This window comes from Algoriphagus chordae (assembly GCF_003254055.1).
Taxonomy (GTDB): Bacteria; Bacteroidota; Bacteroidia; order Cytophagales; family Cyclobacteriaceae; genus Algoriphagus; species Algoriphagus chordae.
This window is the reverse complement of the sequence record NZ_QKZT01000018.1, coordinates 84,715-104,228: the sequence shown is the minus strand read 5'-3', so window position 1 is coordinate 104,228 and position 19,514 is coordinate 84,715. Positions and strand designations below refer to the sequence as shown.

The window sequence follows — 19,514 nt, the reverse complement described above, 5'->3', positions numbered from 1 at the left end:
TATCCTAAAGGACAAAACCCCTTATCGGGAACCAAAATTAAGGCAGGAAATTATAGATCAACGAAGAAAATCAGAACTGGAACGTCTGGAAAGACGGATCCAAAAACTAAAAACATTAGCGTCCAATTAAAAAAAGGTCGTCTTTTTTTTGGTGGACTATACCCCGTGCATAAAACTGATATCAGACGCTAAGAACCCACAGTTGTTGCCATAGAGCACGTAGAAAAAATTTTTCTCTCGAGAAATCCTTTAGCTGATCCTGATGTCCTGGAATTACTATGGGGTATTTGCTGAGACTTTCAGAAAAAAAAACCCCGATAATTCGGGGTTTTTTTAATTATATCTCTGTGTTAAGATTACTCTCCTGACACGTTGAATTTAACGTTAGTTTTCACTTCTCTGTGAAGGTCAACTTCAGCAAGGAATTCTCCAGCGCCATCCACTGGCGTATTGATAGAGATTTTCTTTCTGTCGATGTCGATCCCTTGAGCTGCCAATGCATCAGCAATCTGAAGAGTAGTTACTTTACCGAAGATTTTACCTGATTCACCGATTTTCGCCTTGATCTCTAAAGTAAGAGCTTCAAGTTTTTCTGCGATATTCTCAGCTTCAGTTTTAATCTTTTCTGCTTTGTGAGCAGCTTGCTTGATATTCTCAGCGTGAATTTTCTTGTTAGAACCAGTTGCAAGTACAGCGAATCCCTGAGGAATCAGGTAATTTCTTCCGTACCCTGGTTTTACAGCTACCAAGTCATTCTTATAGCCAAGACCTTTGATGTCTGTTTTTAGTATGATTTCCATTTGTAATGATCTTTTGTGATTGGACGATACAAGACCGAATTATTTCAACCCATCGGTTACGAATGGCAACAAAGCCAAATGTCTTGCTTTTTTGATGGCCTGAGCCACTTTTCTCTGAAATTTCGCAGAGTTACCAGTAAGTCTTCTTGGAAGAATTTTACCTTGCTCATTGACGAATTTCAACAAGAAATTAGGATCCTTGTAGTCAATGTACTTGATGCCGTGCTTTTTGAATCGGCAATACTTTTTTCTGATTTCGCCTCTATTGATTGGCTCGTTAACTAATGTCATTTGGTGGCTTCCTCCTTAGCTTCAACTTTTTTGTTAAACTCTCCTTTTCTTCTTCTTTCGGCATAAACAATTGAATGCTTATCCAAAACAGTAGTCAAGAATCTCATCACTTTCTCATCTCTTCTTAGTTCTACTTCCAACTTGTGGATGAGCGTAGGATCGGCCTTGAATTCAACCATTGCGTAGAAACCTGTAGTCTTTTTCTCAATAGCATAAGCCATTTTCTTAAGACCCCAATTTTCCACATTAATGACATCTGCCCCCAGTTCTTTTAACAAGTTCACAAACTTGTCGACAGTATCCTTTATCTGAACATCAGATAAAACGGGAGTTAAAATGAATACCGTCTCGTAATTTCTTTGGAACATTTTTTTAATGTGTTTAAGGAATTTAATAAACAGATCGCAAAAGTAGAGAAAATCTTGCTGTGTTCCAAGCGAATAGCAAAGTCAAAAATAGGGGAGGCTGAAGAATGCTAGTCTTGGCCTACGAAATGGTAAGCTATGGCCTAGTATGATTCCAGATATCCTATTTGGTGAAAAGTAGAAAGTAATAAGTAGGATGAGCAATTTGTGGCAAAATGATCCTTGTGGATTAAATTTAATAAATAGGTACCGGAGATATGTTGATTCGAGTTAACCTGTGTTTGACTTTATACAAAAAAACCTCCCGGGGGAGGCTTTAATTATTTTACTGAGAAAGTCTTTGTGCCGACTTGGTAGTTGTCAACGAATATTTTGACCTGATGAATGCCCGAGGTGTAGTCTGATCCCTTCTCGTAAAAGAAGGTCAGCTCTTGCTCCGTATTGTCAAAAATCACATCCTGTTTTACGGTATAGAATTGTTCTGCTCCTTCCATCATAAAGGTGCCAGAGCCTTTAGCTACATCAAAAATCGGTTGTTCATTTGGTGCTAATACCTGCACATAAATATTTCGTGGACCTTTTTCGGCTACTTTATTGTCTGCAAGGTTGAAACTCACTTTGATTCGCTCGATCTGGCGGTTTTTGAAATCTTTGGTGGTTTCTACCCTTTCTTTTCCCTTAGAGTTCACAGCAGAAATTTCAATGTTCTCCGCTTTCAGCATAGAAGCCACATTGACTTTGGCTTGAAGATCCTCTTTCTGAATATTCAGCTGAGCTACCTCTTCCTCTATTTCTGCCTGAGTGGATTTCAAATCTTGATTTTCTGTAAAAAGCTGCTGATTCACCGCTCTCAATTCCAGAATCTCCTGATCTTTTTCTACTATCATTCCATTGTAGGTCTTGATTTTCTCATTTAAGGCGACAATTTCAGAAGAGCTTCTTTGTCTTGAGGTGTTTCTTTCGGCTATTAATTGATCACGAACTTCTTCTAAGGATTGCACGTCTCCACCGAGCTTCTCAATTTCTTGGATTCTCAGGTCAAGTTGATAAGTGACTGAGTCTAGTCGCTTATTCAAATCATTGTTTTCAGTAGAAAGCAATAGAATTTCTTCTGATTTTTTGGAGCGATCTACATAATCCGTGTAAAGCTTAATGCCACTAATGATCACTAAGAGTACCAAAACAATAATGATAATGTTTTTGCCTTGGTCTTTCTTTTCAGGTCTGTTATTTTCAAATTCAGTATTCATTCAAATAAGGCGTTAAATGGCTTTTTTAGACAAAAATTATTGGACTGAAAGATATGTCACAAGCAAAACTGGTTGGGACATAGGTTTTGCTTCTCCTCCACTTGTGCAATATTTAGACCAAATTGAAAATAAGGATATGCAAATCCTTATCCCAGGAGCTGGTTTGGGCTATGAAGTTGCTTATGGATGGCAATCTGGCTTCAACAATCTCCATATTTTGGATTTTTCCAGCGAAGCTTTAGCTAGGTTTAAATCCCTGTTTCCGAGCTATCCTGATAAGTTTATTCATCATCAAGATTTTTTTGAGCATACTGGGAAGTATGATTTGATTTTGGAGCAAACCTTCTTCTGCGCACTCGATCCAGACCTTAGAGAAGATTATGCGAAGAAAATGGCCAGTCTTTTAAAACCAGGAGGGAAATTAGTAGGCGTTTGGTTTGATCGAGAATTTGATTTTGAGGGACCGCCTTTTGGAGGAAAGTCCGAAGAATATAGGATGCTTTTTGAAAAGTACTTTAAAGTGAAAACGCTAGCCCCTTGTTACAATTCAATTCCTGAGCGATTGGGTTCGGAGGTATTTATGATTCTTGAAAACTCAAAAATCTAAGATGTACTCAGCCTTTTCTCCTGGGTAATCAAAGAACACAATTCCACATTCGTAGAAATCTAAACTGAGTTTGACTTCAGGTCTGCCTTTGATTTCTTGCCAAGCCTTTTCCATTTCTCGCGACCAATGGATATCACCAATAGCAATGATTGAACTTGCCTGAATTTTAGAAAGTAGCAGTTCAAAATAGCTCAATGTTGCTTCGTAGGTGTGAGTCGCATCAATTAAGGCGAAATCAATCTTGTCCAGGCTGTCTAGGATAGAGGGAAGTGTGTCCCTAAGTTCTCCTATCACCAAATTGAGGTTGTCAAAGCCTTCGCTAGGTTTAGCGATTCTCGCTATTTCAGGAGAGCCTTCGAAGGAATAAAGCTTTCCCTGAGTAACTCTAGAGAGGTATCTACTACTGATGCCCATGCAGGTCCCTAGTTCGAGGACTGTCTCGGCGGGAGTTAGACTACAAAAAAACTGATAGCACTGTGCAAATTTCCGATTACTTGTGCTGTATCGGGTGATCTCAGCAACTCGTCTATGGGCAGTGTTGACACGTTTGGAACCAGCGCCATAATCCTCCACACTAATCAGTTCATTGGAGGCAAGTAACTCTTTTCTGAAAAGTTCAATGTCCAAATCATCACCTTTTCTAGCTTTAATAAAGCCGAAAAGATCTTGATAAGTTTTGAATAATAAGGGAGATTGAAGGGAGAATTTATCCTCTTTCTGTAGCCAATATGCTAGGTAGGAAAAAAGCGGGTAAACTATATCCTGCAAATTAGTTTTGGAAGTAATTGGCAATCATCTGAAATTCTGGAATTACCACTTCGAAGGTGCTTCCGTCAATCAATTTTTCCATGAAGTATACACCACACATTTTACCCAAACCAGATTTCAAATTGCATCCAGAAACGTAGCTATGGGATTGACCAGATTCTAAAACTGGCTGCTGTCCAACTACCCCATCACCTTCAATGATTTTTTTAATTTCTGCAGCATCAGAAATCTCCCATCGTCTGCGCATTAACTGCACAGTTTGGTTGCTTTTATTTTCAATAGTTACCTTGTAGGTAAATACAAAATGATGCTGATGAGGGCTTGAGAATTCTGCTTGATAGGTGACCTCTACAGTGACCTGAATGCCGGATGTAACAGTAGTTACCATAAATTAAACAATTTTATAGCTAGCAAATATACAATTAATAGTTTGAATATCAATATAACTTAATGGAAGTCAAGATCGATACAAGTTGGAAAGTAGTTATGAATCAACTCTTTGCAAAAACGTTTGTTCAAAACCTGTTTGCATTTGTAAGAGACGAGTATGCTGGTACAAAGGTTTACCCTCCCCAAAAAGATATGTTCAATGCATTCAATCATTGTCCTCTGGATGCGGTGAAGGTGGTTATTCTTGGGCAGGATCCCTATCACGGTGCTAATCAGGCTAATGGTTTAGCTTTTTCGGTAAATCCGGGTGTTCCCTTTCCTCCGAGCCTTCGGAATATTTTCAAGGAAATAGAAACTGACGTAGGGAAAGTTTTCCCGCCAGACGGGGATCTAACTCGATGGGCAGATCAAGGGGTGTTTTTGTTGAATGCTACGCTGACTGTCAGGGAACATGAAGCGGGATCTCATCAGAAAAAAGGATGGGAGGAGTTTAGCGATGAGGTAATCAAGATAATTAGTGATCAACGTGAAAACGTCGTGTTTTTGCTTTGGGGAGCTTATGCTCAAAAGAAAGCAGCGCTAATTGATGCTAATAAACACTTGATCTTGAAAGCTCCTCACCCGAGCCCACTTTCTTCTTATCGCGGGTTTTTCGGTTGCCAACACTTTTCAAAGGCCAATGAGTATTTAGTCGCTCATGGGATTAAGCCGATAGAATGGTAAGATAGTATTCCGTCGCAGTGAGCAGTCTCAGTTTGTCTAAAAAAAAGCCCTGAAATAAATCTCAGGGCTTAATGCTTAATTTATACCGCTAAATATTCGGCTCCAGCGAATCTTGCTAAACATCGATTCATGCTTGTCTAGTGATAGCCACAGGAACCAGGCTTTGCCGACTATATGATCTTCTGGGACAAAACCCCAGTAGCGCGAATCCAAGGAGTCGTGTCGATTGTCACCCATCATAAAGTAATAATTCTGTTTGAAAGTATAGCTGTCTACTTTCTGGCCATCTATAAATAGCTGACCTTCTCTAACTTCTACATTTTCAAGTCCTTCATATTTTTCTATGGTGAAACTGTATTTCATTACATTTTCATCAGTCATTTCGATCGTCCAATCTTTAGCTGGGACCTTTAGTGGACCGTAGTTGTCTCGATTCCAACCTAAGGTCATGCCATCAGGGAAAATCTCGGAATTTCCTCCGATTTTCTCAATACGCTTTGCAACCGAAGTTACAACAGGTGAGGACTCTAATCTTTTGATTACCTCGTCAGTGGCGAATACCATATAGCCGGAGCCATCGGTAAAAGTCCTATAACTTTCAGGATTGATTTCATAATCATTGAAGAAATCTTGATTCAGCGGCCTGTTAGTAATCACATCATAAGAATATTGCATCTCAGCTGGCTTATCTGCGAGTTCGTTATTCACGTAGGCGTCACCATTTCTCACTTCGATTACATCTCCCGAAATACCAATTGCTCGTTTAATGTAATTGGTTTTGAGATCAGTTGGATATTGGAATTCCACTGGGTAATTGAATACGACTACATCATTTCTCTCCACATCTGAGAAACCAGGCAATCTGTAATAAGGAAGCTGGATAGCATCTGAATATGAAGGAATCTCTGTTCCCCATACCTTCTGGTGTGTGAGAGGAACTTGCAATGGAGTCATCGGGAATCGCGTTCCATAGTGCATTTTACTCACAAAAAGGAAATCGCCCACCAAAAGTGATTTTTCCATCGAGGCTGTAGGGATCGTAAAAGGTTCTAGCAATAGCCATCGGATCAAACTGGCTGCTACTACTGCAAAAATCAAGGCATCACCCCATTCGCGGGCAGCTGATTTTTTTTTAGTTGACTTACTCATGATTGGTTTTTAAGTTCAGAAAGATAGAAAATCATCCATAGAAAGCACGCCTTTCTTTCCTTGAATCCACTCCGCTACCAAAATTGCGCCAAGAGCAAAACCCTGTCTGCTATGTGCTGTGTGTGTGATTTCAATATCGTCTATTTCAGACGAATAGCGTATAATATGCGTTCCAGGAGCGGGATCTATGCGTTTGGAAGTGATAGGAAGTGATTGTTCGTTTTCGTTCGCTCCTTCGGACAGGTTCCAGTTTGTTAGTTCATTTATGTTTTTGATAATGCCTTCAGCCAAAGTAATAGCAGTTCCAGATGGAGCATCTTTTTTGGCAGTATGGTGAATCTCTTCTATTGAGCTAGTGTATCCAGTAGTTTCGTTCATAAGTTTGGCTAAGAACTCATTGACTTTGAAGAAGATATTAACCCCAATACTGTAATTGGAGGCATAGAAAAATGCGCTATCCTTATCAATAGTAAGCTGCTCAATTGCTGGTTTCTGATCTAGCCAGCCAGTCGTCCCTGAGACTACCGGAATGCCGCGCTCAATAGCCCACTTGATATTCTCTACAGCTGCTTCTGGTTGACTGAATTCTATCGCAACGTCTATAGTCGCTGGGTCCAGAGAATTCAGTTCATCCCGGTTGTCGATATTGATTTTGGCGGAAATGCTATGGCCTCGAGATTCGGATAACTCTGCAATCAGCTGACCCATTTTCCCATAGCCAAGAAGTAAAATATTCATTCGTTAATAATTTGATTTGTATTGGCACATGGAATCTCGCAAGTTGGAAAATCATTCCACTCTGTGATAATCTTCGGAATGCTCGGATTCATGTTCAAAAGTTGAGTTTTACAGAAAGTCCCACGGATCGGTTATCCGATGAAAAACTTTCGAAGTGAGGTTCAAATTTCAATGCGATATCATCAGAGACATCAAATCCAGATAAGTGTGCATCCACATTCGCATCTATTAAGTTCAAAGCATAAATCCCGACCAACACGAGGTAACAAAGATCTCGGTTGCTTCGCCAATAATTCACGTTGCGTACTAGACCATCACGATTTAGACTAGGGAAATCATTGGGTAGATCATCGTCAAAATCAGCAAGTGCCTGTTTGAAGATTTGGTAGCGACGATTGTTGAAATTAATGAAATAAATATCGGTAATAAAGCCACCGTAAATCAGTGGTACTTTCCATGACTTACCATTATAAACCTGTCCTGCTCCTGGTAATATGGCCGAAAGAATAGTTGCTTTTTTCGGATTCTTAGGAAGTAAAGAATAATCAGGCTTTGATTTTGGAGCCTTAGCTTTTTCTTTTGGTGGAGGAGGGGGAGGTTTCGATTCTTGCGCAAATGCAACAGTGCTCAGACTGAAACACAAAAGCAAAAGACCCACTAAAATAAGCGGGGCTTTGATTTGGAATATGCTATGAGAAACTTGGACCTTCAAGGTTAGATGATATCTAGGATTTCTAGAATCCGATTCAGATCAGAGGCTGAATTAAAAGGGATTTTTATCTCACCTTTATTTTTTGGATTTGACTTCAGCGCTACTTTGGTCCCAAAATGGGAGGCTAGTTGCTGCTGTAGTTTATTGATCTCGTATTTTCTTACTGGATCTAGTTCCGGTTTCGAAGCCTTCTCAGGAGATCCTTCATTGAGAGCTTTTACTAAAGCCTCTACTTTACGTACGCTCAATTCTTCCTCAACTGCTTTTTTGAAAATTGCAAGTTGGGTATCCACGTCTTCTATATTGATTAATGCACGGGCATGGCCCATAGATAGCTGCTGATCGCGAATAGCACTTTGGATAGTAGGAGGGAGCTTCAGTAGCCTTAAGTAATTGTTGACTGTAGTTCTGTTTTTTCCTACTCGATCTCCCAATTCCTCCTGCTTAAGATCACATTCTGCAAGCAATCGCTGATATGATTGTGCTATTTCCAAAGCATTTAAATTTTCACGCTGTATGTTTTCGATCAGCGCCATTTCTAGCATTTGCTGATCGTTGGCAGTACGAACGTATGCAGGGATCTGTGTCAGGCCTGCAATTTTGGAAGCCTGAAATCTACGCTCACCTGAGATCAACTGATACTCATCCGTGTCGAGTTTTCTGACCGTGATAGGCTGAATGATTCCTTGAACTTTGATGGATTCTGCCAATTCAGACAAGGCATCCTTGTCAAAATGAACTCTAGGCTGAAAAGGGTTGACCTGAATTTGGGTAAGTGGAATTTCAAAAATCCCAGTTTTAACTACCTCAGGCAAAATCTCCTCAGTTTTATGCTTGGCTGGGCTATCTTCTAGCAAGGCTCCTAGACCTCTTCCCAAGACGCTTTTTTTTCTATTTGGTTTCTGGTCTGCCATAGTTATTTGGTCACTTTTTGTGAGTCATTTTTTTGTGCTATTTCACCGGCAAGGTTCAAGTAAGCAACAGCTCCTTTTCCATCTGCATCAAATGAAATAGCTGGTAAACCAAAACTAGGTGCCTCGCTGAGTCTCACGTTGCGAGGGATGATGGTTTCGAAAACCATGTTTTTGAAATGAACTCTTACTTCTTCTACTACTTGATTAGAGAGTCGAAGTCGAACATCATACATGGTAAGTAAGATTCCTTCGATTTCCAGATCAGGATTCAATCTGGTTTGAATGATTTTGATGGTATTCAGCAATTTCCCTAAACCTTCTAAGGCAAAGTATTCACATTGTACAGGTATGATAACCGAATTAGCGGCGGTAAGTGCATTGATCGTGATTAATCCTAAGGAAGGAGAACAATCGATGATAATGAAATCATACAGGTCTTTCAGTTCCTGAATGACCTCCTTCATTTTCTCTTCCCTATTATCCAGATTGATCATTTCTACCTCTGCTCCGACAAGGTCAATATGCGAGGGTACCAAATCTAAGTATTCCAATTCGGTGCTGTGAATGATCTCTTTGACATCAATTCCATCTACCATGCACTCGTAGATGCTGGTGTTGATGGCTTTGGGGTCATGACCTAGCCCAGAGGTAGTATTGGCCTGTGGATCAGCGTCAATCACCAGGGTCTTAAATTCCAGAACCGCTAAACTAGCCGCCAGGTTCATCGCTGTGGTAGTTTTGCCTACTCCGCCTTTCTGATTGGCTATGGCAATGATTTTTCCCATGGTGTTAATATAAAGAGTAATTTAATTTCAATATTAAGCAAAATGAATTCTTTTATGGCTGATCTCTCTGCTTTTTTTAGCTTTTACAACGTGACTTGCACTAGCTTTATTGATAGTAGTCTGGGATAATGAGCTGATCTGATTTTCGGGGTTACAAAGAAAGAGACTAGGCTAGGTAGTCTCCTTTTCTAGATCAATATAATTCGCAACGGTTTTGACCAATCGGTCGTGATTCTTTACAAAAGGGTTGTTTTTGTCCCAAACGTAACCTGCTAGCACGGAGCAGATTTGGCTCTTGATCTCTTCATTTACATTGTGATGGAAAAATATTTTCTGAAGATTGCCAGTATACCACTCCTTGACGTAGGTTTCAAATACCTTCACACCATCCATGATATATCCCGAGTAATCTGTTTCCCAATTGACAGTCTCGCCTTGCAGTTCTTTGGTAATTAGCTTGGCGGCCAACAAGCCTGATTCGGTAGCAAAGGTGACTCCTGATGAAAACACAGGGTCTAAAAACTCTGCACTATTGCCCGTTAAAGCATAGCCTTTTCCATAAAGTTGCTTGACCGACTTCGAGTAGTTTTTGATCATGTATGGTTCAAACAAAAAGTCTACATCCTTGACCCGATCATAGTAATAACTGGAAAGGCTTAGCATTTCCTTCAGTTTCTGCGTAGTGTTTTCTGGATATTTGTCGAAAAGTTCATTTTTTCCAACAAAGCCAATGCTTGTTTTTCCATTGGAAAAGGGGATGACCCAAAACCAGGTATCGGTATCAATCACATCAAAAGTAATGATGGTTCCTTCTCTTCCTTTTGGTCTTTTTTCATCGATCAAATGGGTAAATAAGGAAGAGTGTATTGGAACAGTGGAGGGCTTGTCTAAGTCCAAAAGTCTTGGCAACACTCTACCATAGCCGCTGGAGTCGATGATGAATTTTGCCTTAATTTGATAGGTGTTTCCATCAGCGTCTTTTACCTGTGTAATGGAGTTTCCCTCAGCATCTAGTTTCACATCCAGTACTTCATGCTCGAAGAATAGTTCACAACCCATTTTCTGGATTTCTTCAGCCAATAAATTGTCGAAATCAGCTCTTGGAACCTGCCACGTGTAATCCCATCCGTCTGAAAACTTCTTGCTAAAATCAAAATCACAAACAATATCTCCCTTCAGAAACCTAGCGCCTGATTTCACTTCAAATCCATGTTGGGCCAAACAGTCCATTAGGCCTACTTCTTCAAAGTGATCCATGCATCGAGGCAAAAGACTTTCCCCAATCACAAACCTTGGGAATTTACTTTTCTCAACTACTACTATGTTGAGCCCCTTTTGTTTAAGATATGCTGCTGCCACACAGCCTGATGGTCCTGCACCTATTATCAAAACATCAACTATTTTGGCATGCATTATTTCAAAAGTTTAATTTGTCTTAGTTTTGCAACCAAATTAGCTATTTTGCTTAATAGATTAATTATTATATTAAATTTTCTTGGTACCAACCAGTATGCTGACATTTAAAGGGGAATTAGGAATAGAGGACTTCAGTAAAATTATTTTAGAGAATGAATTGTTTGAAGTTGATGAATCCATCAATAAGAGAATTGAGAAGAGTTTTAATTTCCTAAAAAAGTTTTCTGAAAACAAAGTGATTTATGGTGTCAACACAGGGTTTGGTCCTATGGCACAATATAAAATTTCAGATTCTGATCGTATTCAGCTCCAGTATAACTTAATACGCAGTCACGCTTCAGGGACTGGACTTCCAATAGAACCCATATATGTAAAAGCGGCTATGTTGGCACGCTTGAATACGCTCTCATTGGGGAATTCAGGCATCCACCCCTCGGTAGTGGCCTTGATGAACCAACTTATCAATAAAGACATCATTCCGTTGATTTTTGAGCACGGAGGTGTTGGGGCCAGTGGAGATTTGGTTCAGCTGGCGCATTTAGCACTTGTACTTATAGGAGAAGGTGAGGTGTTCTACAAAGGTGAAAGAAGGCCAACCCTTGAGGTTTTTGAACTAGCAGGTTTGTCTCCAATTGAAGTGCACTTGCGAGAAGGTATTGGTTTAATGAACGGAACTTCGGTGATGACCGGGATCGGACTGGTCAATATTGTTAAAACTCGACAACTTTTGGATTGGGCGGTTTTCTGCTCTTCAGCAATCAATGAGATCGTGGAAGCCTATGATGATCATTTGTCATTTGAATTGAATCAGTCTAAAAAGCACTTGGGGCAGCGGAAAATTGCCGAACAAATGCGTTCCAATTTGAAGGATAGCCAACTGACTAGAAAAAGAGATCATCATTTGTATAATGTGGTTTCTGAGTCTTTGGTATTTGAAGATAAAGTGCAAGAGTATTATTCTCTAAGGTGTGTACCTCAGATTTTGGGGCCAGTACTTGATACTTTGAATTCTGCTGAAAAAATACTTATTGAAGAAGTAAATTCAGCCAATGATAATCCTATCATCGATATTGAAAATGAGCATGTATTTCATGGCGGGAATTTTCATGGCGATTATGTATCTTTAGAGATGGATAAGCTGAAAATGGTAGTTACCAAATTAAGCATGTTGGCAGAAAGACAGCTGAATTATTTGCTCAATCCTAATCTTAACAAAATTTTGCCACCGTTTATAAACCTTGGAAAGTTAGGATTGAATTTTGGAATGCAAGGGATACAGTTTACTGCTACCTCTACCACTGCGGAAAACCAAACCTTGTCTAATCCAATGTATGTGCACAGTATCCCAAACAACAACGATAATCAAGATATTGTAAGTATGGGTACGAATGCAGCTTTGATAACCAAAAAAGTAATAGAAAATGCCTATGAGGTTTTGGCAATAGAGCTTATTGCGATTGTTCAGGCAGTAGAATATCTTAAGATTCAAGATAAAGTGTCCTCCAAAACACTGAATGTTTATAATGCTGTGAGAACAATGGTGCCTGCATTTACCGAAGACTCTGTGACTTATCCCTATGTTAACAAAATAAAAGAATATATCACTACTGTTGAACCCTAAACGCTACTTCTTATGAAAGCAAATCTACTTTTAATTGTCTGTCTATTTACATGGTATAATGGTAAGGCTCAGGAACTTGCTTTAGTTAAAGAAGGTGATCATTTTGGGTATATCAACAAGTCAGGTGAATATGCTATAGAACCGCAATATGATTTGTCCAAAGATTTTTCGGAGGGCTATGCGGCTGTTATTAAAGATGATAAATGGGGTTTTATAAACCCATCAGGGGAATGGGTTATTGAGCCTACGCATGAAAAGGTGAAATATTTTAGTTCCGGCTATGTGTTGGTTTTTAACAATGAGCAGTGGAGCTACATAAATGCAAAAGGAGAAACTCTTACAGTCCCTGAAATCGAAAAATATTATGACTTTGAAGATGGTGTTGCTTTTTACAGGAAAGGAGAGCTAATAGGCCTGTTTGATACCAATGGAGAGGTGGTGTTGGAGCCTACATACGATAAGATATTATCCTTTCAGAATGGATTTGCTAAAGTGCAAAAAGGTGAGTTCTGGGGCGTAATTGATAATAAAGGATCTGTTGTTGTGCCGGCTGAGTATGATGAGATTAGTGATTATTCCGCTACAGCAATGTGGGCTAGAAAAGGAGAATCTTTAGGCTTACTTAAGAATGGTGAATTTAGTGCTATTGATGGTGTAGATAAGATTTGGGATTTCAATCCGAATTCTGATCTTACCTATGCTCGTAGTGACAAGCTTATTGGCTTTATCAATACCAGTGGAGAATGGGTTATAGAGCCTAAGTTTGAAAAGGCGAGAGCATTTTACAATGGTCTTGCCCCAGTGTATAGTGATAAAAAGTGGGGCTATATCGACGAAAGTGGAGATGTGGTAATTGATTATCAGTTTGATGATGCTGAGATTTTTTCTAAAGATGGCTTAGCTCCTGTGAAAATCAAAAAGTGGGGCTTCATTGATACCGAGGGCAAAGTGGTAATCCCTACAGAGTATGATATCAATAGTGGATTTGGCGGAGTCAAAGCCATGTTTACTGGGGAAAGTGAATTTGGATTTAGAGGAGGACTTGCAAGAGTGAAGTTTAAAAAGCAATGGGGGTTTTTGAATACCAAAGGTGAGTTGTTGGGAGACAAATGGTATGAGAATGCCGAGTTGTTTGGCAGCAATCAATAATTTGAGTCAGGAAAACCAAACAAGGTTACAGTAGCTTATGAAGGTCTAAATTGATTGACTGGCTGTTTGATTTCCATTTCCCAAAGACTATTGATATCATCAGGATTGAGTCGGATAACCGTGGGTAGCTGGACTATGTTTTTTGTACAGGCATTCAAGAATCAGCCTTGAGTAGAGAGGTGACATTCCTTCCTGCTTCTAAAATAAACCTTTCCTAGGGGATGGCAGGGCTTCCAAATTAAAACTGATAAGGCTTACGACAAGTAAAAAAAATAGCTGTATTTTTGTCCAATTCTTTCGGGTCTGCTGAGGCAAACTCGTCACTTGTAATTAAGAGGTTTAGTTTAGATGGTTAAAATGGAGTTTGAAGAAATAAAAGACAAGGTAAATGTTGTTTTTGTTGATGAATTTGAAGTAGATCGAGATGATCTAGAGCCTACTGCTATTCTTAAAGATGCGCTAGAGTTGGATAGCTTGGATTATGTGGATTTGGTAGTTGCTATCGAGTCATGCTTTTCAGTCAAGCTTGTCGCTGATGATTTTAAAGGAGTTAGTACGCTTCAAAGTTTTTATGATCTTTTAGATAAAAAAATAAATGGCTAAATGGTCTGGAAAATCCAAAGGGACTGTTTTTGGCTATAAAATATTCATTTTCTTTATTAAGAATGTAAGTGTACAGGCTGCTTATTTGGTTTTATTTTTTGTAGCCTCCTATTATACTTTATTTTCTTTTGATAGCAGTAGAGATATTTACTACTACTTCAATAAACGCCTAGGTTACTCCAAGTTAAAATCTCTCTTTTCGATATACAAAAGCTATTACGTTTTTGGCCAAACACTCATAGATAAATCAGCAATATTGGCTGGGCTCAGAGATCAATTTACCTATGAGTTTGACGGTATCGAAAAACTAAAAGAGCTGCTCCAGAATAAAAATGGAGGGATCTTGATCTCAGCCCATGTAGGGAACTTTGAGATTGCTGAGTACTTTTTCAAGGAAATCGATGAGCATTCGGAAATCAACCTGGTGACGACTGACCAGGAACATACAGCAATCAAAGAATATCTAGAAACTGTCACTTCAAAATCTAAAGTGAAACTCATTCTCATCAAAGATGACTCATCCCATATTTTTGAGATAAATAATGCTTTGTCCAATAAAGAATTGGTTTGCTTCACTGGAGATCGCTATTTTGAGGGAGCAAAATATCTAGAAGCCGAATTGCTGGGTGAAGTAGCTAAGTTTCCTGCAGGTCCTTTCTTGCTGGCGTCCAGGCTTAATACACCCGTTGCTTTTGTTTATGTCATGAAGGAGACCAACAAACATTATCACCTATACACCAAAACGGCTATTGTCAAAAAACGGGATGCGCAGTTCCTGCTAGAAGAATATACGCAATCCGTAGAATGGATTTTGTCAAAATATCCCTATCAATGGTTTAATTATTTTGATTTTTGGAATGCGAAAACGTCAGAAAAATGAAGAAAGTTTTGGTGATACATTATTCACAATCTGGCCAACTTACAGAAATACTAGGTAATGTTACACAGCCTCTATTGGGGTCTGATGAGGTTGAGATCACACAGTTGAAATTGGAAATGGAAAATGAATATCCATTTCCTTGGCCAAGAAATGAGTTTTACGGGGTGTTTCCAGAAACATTCCTGCAGCTTCCTTCAAAATTGAAACCTATTCCAAAGGAGATTTTGGATGGTTCCTATGATTTGGTGATACTTGGTTATCAAGTTTGGTATCTAACCCCCTCTGGGCCTACAAATTCCTTCTTGATGTCGCCTGAAGCCAAAAAACTACTTGGCAATAGACCAGTAATTACGGTCATTGGTTGCCGCAATATGTGGATAATGGCTCAAGAGAAGGTGAAGAAACTATTAAAAAGCTGTGATGCTCAATTGGTTGGGAACATAGCTTTGGTCGATAGACATATCAATCACATAAGCGTTATCACGATCGCTCAGTGGATGTTTACAGGGGTGAAAAAGCGCTTTCTTGGTATTTTCCCAAAACCTGGAGTTGACCAAAAAGATATTGATGAGGCCACAAGATTTGGAAAGGTTATATTACCATATTTAAAGTCAGCTGAATATAATACTTTGCAAAATGAATTACTGAATATAGGAGCCGTAAATATAAAGCCCTTTCTGATTACAGTAGATAAGCGGGCAAATGTTATATTCAGAAAATGGGCTAATTTAATTCATTCAAAAAGTAGAAAAGGCGATGATAAAAGAAGTTTGTTAATTAATCTTTTCAGCTTCTATCTTCAATTCGCTATTTGGGTAATGGCTCCCATAGCTTTTATGTTTTACTTGCTGACTTATATACCCTTTATGGGAAAGATCAATAAAGAGAAGCAGTATTATTTATCCGTCGAAAATAAGTAATAGATTTTAAATGAAAGATGTTTTTATTACCAGAATATCCAAATTTTTACCAAACCGACCCATCGGCAATGATGAGATGGAAGAAAAGTTGGGGATCATCAATAAGGCTGAGTCTAAGGCACGGCGAATAGTCCTGCGAAATAATCAAATAAAACAGCGATACTACGCTATTGATGACAATGGCGATATTACTCACAACAACGCCCAGTTGACAAAAGAGGCCATTAGCTTATTATGTGATGACACTTTTAAGCCTGAGCAAATAGAGCTTATTTCTTGTGGTACTTCAAGCCCCGACCAAATATTGCCTTCACATGCTGCTATGGTCCATGGTTTTCTCAAAAACGGAAATGTAGAAATCAATTCGCCTTCTGGCGCATGTTGTTCTGGGATGAATGCCTTAAAGTATGGCTTCCTATCAGTGAAATCTGGACAAACCAGCAACGCTGTTTGCACAGGCTCTGAGAGAACTTCCGCATGGATGAAAGCAGATATTTTTCAGCAAGAGGTTGAGGCTTTGGTCGCATTGGAAGAAACACCGATTCTTTCCTTCAATAAAGAGTTTTTGCGCTGGATGCTGTCAGATGGTGCCGGTGCATTTCTATTGCAAAATGAACCTAAAGGAGATTTGCCTTTGAAAATTGAATGGATGGAAGGCTATTCGTACGCGCACGAAATGGAAGCTTGCATGTATGCTGGGGCAGACAAAACTGCAGATGGATACCTTAAGCCATGGAGTGAATTTAAGTCTGACGAATGGGGTAAAAAATCACTTTTTGCCATGAAGCAAGATATTAAATTGTTGGGTGAGTTTATCCTGAAGAAAGGTGTTGAGAGCCTTAAGAAGGCATTGGGAAAACATAAGCTTAAGCCTGAAGACATAGATTTTTACTTGCCGCATATTTCTTCCTATTATTTTAAGGATTCCTTATACGAAGAAATGAAGGAGCAAGGAGTAGAAGTGCCAATGGAAAAATGGTTTCTTAACCTCTATAAGATAGGCAACGTAGGGGCTGGCTCCATTTACATTATGTTGGAAGAATTGCGCAATGCTGGCATACTGAAAAAAGGAGATAAAATCCTGCTTTCGGTTCCTGAAAGTTCCAGATTCTCCTACGCTGTTGCTCTGGTAACCGTTTACTAAAAGGGTATGCTTGATTTACCTATCAATAATATCTCACATCTTATTCCCCAAAAGCCACCTTTTGAAATGGTGGATGCTTTGCTAGGTTACTCCGAAACTTCGGTAATATCCTCTCTTACCATTAAAGAGGATGATGTTTTTGTAGTAGAGGGTAGATTTACCGAAGAAGGTCTTGTGGAAAACATGGCGCAGAGCGTAGCATTACATACGGGATACAGTTGCTTTTTGGAAGGTAAGGAAGCTCCCGTCGGATATATAGGTTCTATTAAGTCCATACATGTATTTCAATTGCCCAGAAGTGGAGAAACAATTACCAGCCATGTGACTATTTTGCATGAATTTATGGGAGTAACCATGGTGGAGGTGCTTGTCAAACTCGGCGACACTACCCTTGCTACAAGTGAAATGAAAACAGTGATAGCCAAGTGAGATTTGGACTGTGAAAACATCAACATACAGAACTTTTTGCCCCATCGATTTCCTTTTCTGATGGTAGACAAACTCCATGATATCAATGAGGAATTCGTGGAGACCTCCTTTGCCATTCCTGAGGATTGCATCTTTGTGGAGCATGGTTTTTTTAATGAATTCGGGTTAATAGAAAATGCTGCCCAAACTTGCTCTTCTATAGTAGGGAAGAGCTATTTTTCTGATCATGATGTACATGGAACTGGGACAAAACTTATTGGTTTTATTAGTGCTATCAAAAAAGTAACTGTTTTTAAAACGCCCCAAGTTGGTAAGATAATCTATACGAAAGCCTATTTGAAATCGCGTTTTGATACGGATGGATACAGTATCTCAACCCTAAATTGTGATATCTTTGAAAGTGATCAAAAATTATTAGCTTGTGAGTTGAACTTGTTCATTCGAGAGCTTGAATAGTACTTAATATGAAAAAAAGTGAAGTGCCTCAGGATAAAAGTAATCTGGAGTCAGCCAATTTCAAGGAGTTGTGCTATGCAGTAGATGAAAATGGAAAGTATACAACTGAAAATAGTACAGGTTGGATACCTAAGACCATCGCTTTGGATAATGCTATTCAAGAGATTGAAGAGCGCACAAGAGCTGCTAAAGAGCGTGCTGTTCAAGGGCTTTCAAGTCCCATTGAATACTATATGGAACTTAACAAAATGGATTTAAGTATTTTAGCTAGTTATGTTGGTTCTTTCCGTTGGCAGGTGAAAAGGCATTTCAAACCCACTGTGTTTAAAAAACTTTCTGCGAATAAATTACAAAAATATGCTGACGCATTTGACATTACTGTCGAAGAACTACAAAACATAAAGCATGAAGATTGATTTTACACACCATCAAGCAGCACATTGCGAAAATGGAGTTGTGTCAAATTTGATGAAATACAATGGCTTCGATATTAGCGAGCCAATGGTATTTGGTATAGGTTCGGGGCTCTTATTCTGCTACATTCCTTTTTTGAAGGTCAACCACGCACCTGCTGTGACTTACCGTGTAATGCCTGGTCAAATATTCAAAAAATTCACCACCAGTGTGGGAGTGAAGATTAAAAAGGAAAAGTTTAAAAACCCCAAGGCAGCACAAGAAAGATTAGACGAAAATCTTAAGAAGAATAATCCTGTTGGTCTGCAGGTGGGCGTGTTCAATCTCACCTATTTTCCTGATGAATACCGTTTCCATTTCAATGCACATAATTTGGTTGTCTATGGTAAGGAAGATGGTACCTACTTGATCTCAGATCCGGTAATGCAGACGGTATCTACTTTGACAGAGAAAGAACTAGAAAAAGTACGATTTGCCAAGGGACCCTTTGCTCCCAACGGGCATTTGTATTATCCTATTGCATTTCCAGAATCTTTTGATTTGGCATTAGCTATCAAAAAAGGAATCCGAGACACCTGTAAAACGATGTTGGCTCCTATTCCAATTGTAGGGGTGAGGGGGATGAGATATTTAGCCAAACTCATTAGGAAATGGCCATTAAAAAAAGGCGTTAAAGTTGCAAACCACTACCTAGGACAGGTTGTGAGAATGCAAGAAGAAATAGGCACAGGCGGCGGTGGTTTTCGTTATATTTTTGCTGCATTTTTGCAAGAAGCATCAGAGGTTTTGTCAAATCCAAAGCTGATGGATCTTTCCAAAGAAATGACCGAAATTGGTGATATGTGGCGTGACTTTGCTCTTGAAGCCTCCAGGATTTATAAAAATCGAAGTTCTAAACCCGATGCATACAATCAGGTAGCAGATCAGTTGGTTGTTTTGGCCAATCTGGAAGAGGCTTTTTTTAAAGAGCTCAAAAAAGCTATTTAACTC

At 39.2% G+C, this 19,514-nt stretch carries 24 protein-coding genes; 12 read left to right on the top strand and 12 right to left on the bottom strand.

Features of this window, described 5'->3' with window-relative positions; translation table 11 throughout:
* Window positions 1–356: 356 nt before the first annotated feature.
* The 4 genes from rplI to LV85_RS17680 form a co-directional block, all read right to left on the bottom strand.
* Entirely contained in the window at window positions 357–800 is a 444-nt protein-coding gene (gene rplI / locus LV85_RS17695; RefSeq protein WP_111321888.1) for a 50S ribosomal protein L9, read from the bottom strand.
* Between the two features lie 39 nt (window positions 801–839).
* A complete protein-coding gene (gene rpsR, locus LV85_RS17690) occupies window positions 840–1,091 on the bottom strand; it encodes a 30S ribosomal protein S18 (protein WP_057937597.1) in 252 nt (83 codons plus the stop codon).
* On the bottom strand, window positions 1,088–1,459 hold the full coding sequence (gene rpsF / locus LV85_RS17685) for a 30S ribosomal protein S6 (protein ID WP_111321886.1): 372 nt from the start codon (window positions 1,457–1,459) through the stop codon (window positions 1,088–1,090). Before rpsF ends, rpsR begins: the two co-directional genes overlap by 4 nt.
* A 317-nt stretch (window positions 1,460–1,776) precedes the next feature.
* The gene (locus tag LV85_RS17680) at window positions 1,777–2,706 is read right to left on the bottom strand and encodes a GumC domain-containing protein (protein WP_111321884.1); all 930 of its coding nucleotides are present in this window, start codon (window positions 2,704–2,706) and stop codon (window positions 1,777–1,779) included.
* A 16-nt stretch (window positions 2,707–2,722) separates the two neighbouring features.
* Between LV85_RS17680 and LV85_RS17675 the strand changes: the two genes are divergently transcribed.
* Window positions 2,723–3,313, top strand: coding sequence for a class I SAM-dependent methyltransferase (locus tag LV85_RS17675; RefSeq protein WP_111321882.1), 591 nt, complete (start codon window positions 2,723–2,725; stop codon window positions 3,311–3,313).
* On the opposite strand, the gene LV85_RS17670 is transcribed toward LV85_RS17675, so the two are convergent.
* Together LV85_RS17670 and apaG are read right to left on the bottom strand one after the other, a co-directional pair.
* Window positions 3,302–4,081 carry an O-methyltransferase gene (locus LV85_RS17670; RefSeq protein ID WP_111321907.1) on the bottom strand — a complete coding sequence of 260 codons (780 nt, stop codon included), beginning with the start codon at window positions 4,079–4,081 and terminating at the stop codon, window positions 3,302–3,304. The genes LV85_RS17675 and LV85_RS17670 overlap by 12 nt on opposite strands.
* A gap of 1 nt (window position 4,082) precedes the next feature.
* Window positions 4,083–4,469, bottom strand: a complete 387-nt coding sequence (gene apaG / locus LV85_RS17665; protein WP_111321880.1) for a Co2+/Mg2+ efflux protein ApaG — start codon at window positions 4,467–4,469, stop codon at window positions 4,083–4,085.
* A 62-nt stretch (window positions 4,470–4,531) separates the two neighbouring features.
* Between apaG and ung the strand changes: the two genes are divergently transcribed.
* Entirely contained in the window at window positions 4,532–5,194 is a 663-nt protein-coding gene (gene ung, locus LV85_RS17660; RefSeq protein ID WP_111321878.1) for a uracil-DNA glycosylase, read from the top strand.
* 75 nt (window positions 5,195–5,269) lie between these two features.
* Here the strand turns inward: ung and lepB are convergent, their stop codons facing one another.
* From lepB to LV85_RS17630, 6 genes are all read right to left on the bottom strand, one after another.
* A complete protein-coding gene (gene lepB / locus LV85_RS17655) occupies window positions 5,270–6,343 on the bottom strand; it encodes a signal peptidase I (RefSeq protein ID WP_111321876.1) in 1,074 nt (357 codons plus the stop codon).
* 15 nt (window positions 6,344–6,358) lie between these two features.
* On the bottom strand, window positions 6,359–7,081 hold the full coding sequence (gene dapB / locus LV85_RS17650; RefSeq protein WP_111321874.1) for a 4-hydroxy-tetrahydrodipicolinate reductase: 723 nt from the start codon (window positions 7,079–7,081) through the stop codon (window positions 6,359–6,361).
* Between the two features lie 94 nt (window positions 7,082–7,175).
* Window positions 7,176–7,793, bottom strand: coding sequence for a DUF5683 domain-containing protein (locus LV85_RS17645; RefSeq protein WP_245942361.1), 618 nt, complete (start codon window positions 7,791–7,793; stop codon window positions 7,176–7,178).
* Between the two features lie 2 nt (window positions 7,794–7,795).
* Entirely contained in the window at window positions 7,796–8,707 is a 912-nt protein-coding gene (locus tag LV85_RS17640) for a ParB/RepB/Spo0J family partition protein (RefSeq protein ID WP_111321872.1), read from the bottom strand.
* A gap of 2 nt (window positions 8,708–8,709) precedes the next feature.
* Window positions 8,710–9,492 carry a ParA family protein gene (locus tag LV85_RS17635; protein WP_111321870.1) on the bottom strand — a complete coding sequence of 261 codons (783 nt, stop codon included), beginning with the start codon at window positions 9,490–9,492 and terminating at the stop codon, window positions 8,710–8,712.
* Between the two features lie 171 nt (window positions 9,493–9,663).
* Complete coding sequence (locus tag LV85_RS17630) at window positions 9,664–10,905, bottom strand: NAD(P)/FAD-dependent oxidoreductase (RefSeq protein WP_111321868.1); 1,242 nt, start codon at window positions 10,903–10,905, stop codon at window positions 9,664–9,666.
* Window positions 10,906–11,002: 97 nt separating this feature from the next.
* On the opposite strand from LV85_RS17630, the gene LV85_RS17625 reads away from it, so the two are divergent.
* The 10 genes from LV85_RS17625 (at window position 11,003) to LV85_RS17580 (ending at window position 19,511) form a co-directional block, all read left to right on the top strand.
* On the top strand, window positions 11,003–12,529 hold the full coding sequence (locus LV85_RS17625) for an HAL/PAL/TAL family ammonia-lyase (RefSeq protein WP_111321866.1): 1,527 nt from the start codon (window positions 11,003–11,005) through the stop codon (window positions 12,527–12,529).
* 12 nt (window positions 12,530–12,541) lie between these two features.
* Entirely contained in the window at window positions 12,542–13,678 is a 1,137-nt protein-coding gene (locus LV85_RS17620; protein ID WP_111321865.1) for a WG repeat-containing protein, read from the top strand.
* Window positions 13,679–14,035: 357 nt separating this feature from the next.
* Complete coding sequence (locus LV85_RS17615; RefSeq protein WP_111321903.1) at window positions 14,036–14,281, top strand: phosphopantetheine-binding protein; 246 nt, start codon at window positions 14,036–14,038, stop codon at window positions 14,279–14,281.
* Window positions 14,274–15,161 carry an LpxL/LpxP family acyltransferase gene (locus tag LV85_RS17610; protein ID WP_111321863.1) on the top strand — a complete coding sequence of 296 codons (888 nt, stop codon included), beginning with the start codon at window positions 14,274–14,276 and terminating at the stop codon, window positions 15,159–15,161. The genes LV85_RS17615 and LV85_RS17610 overlap by 8 nt, the downstream gene beginning before the upstream one ends.
* Window positions 15,158–16,081, top strand: a complete 924-nt coding sequence (locus tag LV85_RS17605; RefSeq protein WP_111321861.1) for a hypothetical protein — start codon at window positions 15,158–15,160, stop codon at window positions 16,079–16,081. The genes LV85_RS17610 and LV85_RS17605 overlap by 4 nt, the downstream gene beginning before the upstream one ends.
* A gap of 10 nt (window positions 16,082–16,091) precedes the next feature.
* Window positions 16,092–17,225, top strand: coding sequence for a beta-ketoacyl-ACP synthase III (locus LV85_RS17600; protein WP_111321859.1), 1,134 nt, complete (start codon window positions 16,092–16,094; stop codon window positions 17,223–17,225).
* Between the two features lie 6 nt (window positions 17,226–17,231).
* Complete coding sequence (locus tag LV85_RS17595) at window positions 17,232–17,654, top strand: hypothetical protein (protein ID WP_111321857.1); 423 nt, start codon at window positions 17,232–17,234, stop codon at window positions 17,652–17,654.
* Window positions 17,655–17,714: 60 nt separating this feature from the next.
* Window positions 17,715–18,110 (top strand): Rho GTPase-activating protein, encoded by a 396-nt coding sequence (locus LV85_RS17590; RefSeq protein ID WP_211318438.1) that lies wholly within the window; start codon window positions 17,715–17,717, stop codon window positions 18,108–18,110.
* An 8-nt stretch (window positions 18,111–18,118) separates the two neighbouring features.
* A complete protein-coding gene (locus tag LV85_RS17585; protein WP_111321853.1) occupies window positions 18,119–18,526 on the top strand; it encodes a hypothetical protein in 408 nt (135 codons plus the stop codon).
* Window positions 18,516–19,511 carry a BtrH N-terminal domain-containing protein gene (locus LV85_RS17580; RefSeq protein WP_111321851.1) on the top strand — a complete coding sequence of 332 codons (996 nt, stop codon included), beginning with the start codon at window positions 18,516–18,518 and terminating at the stop codon, window positions 19,509–19,511. Before LV85_RS17585 ends, LV85_RS17580 begins: the two co-directional genes overlap by 11 nt.
* Window positions 19,512–19,514 lie beyond the last annotated feature (3 nt).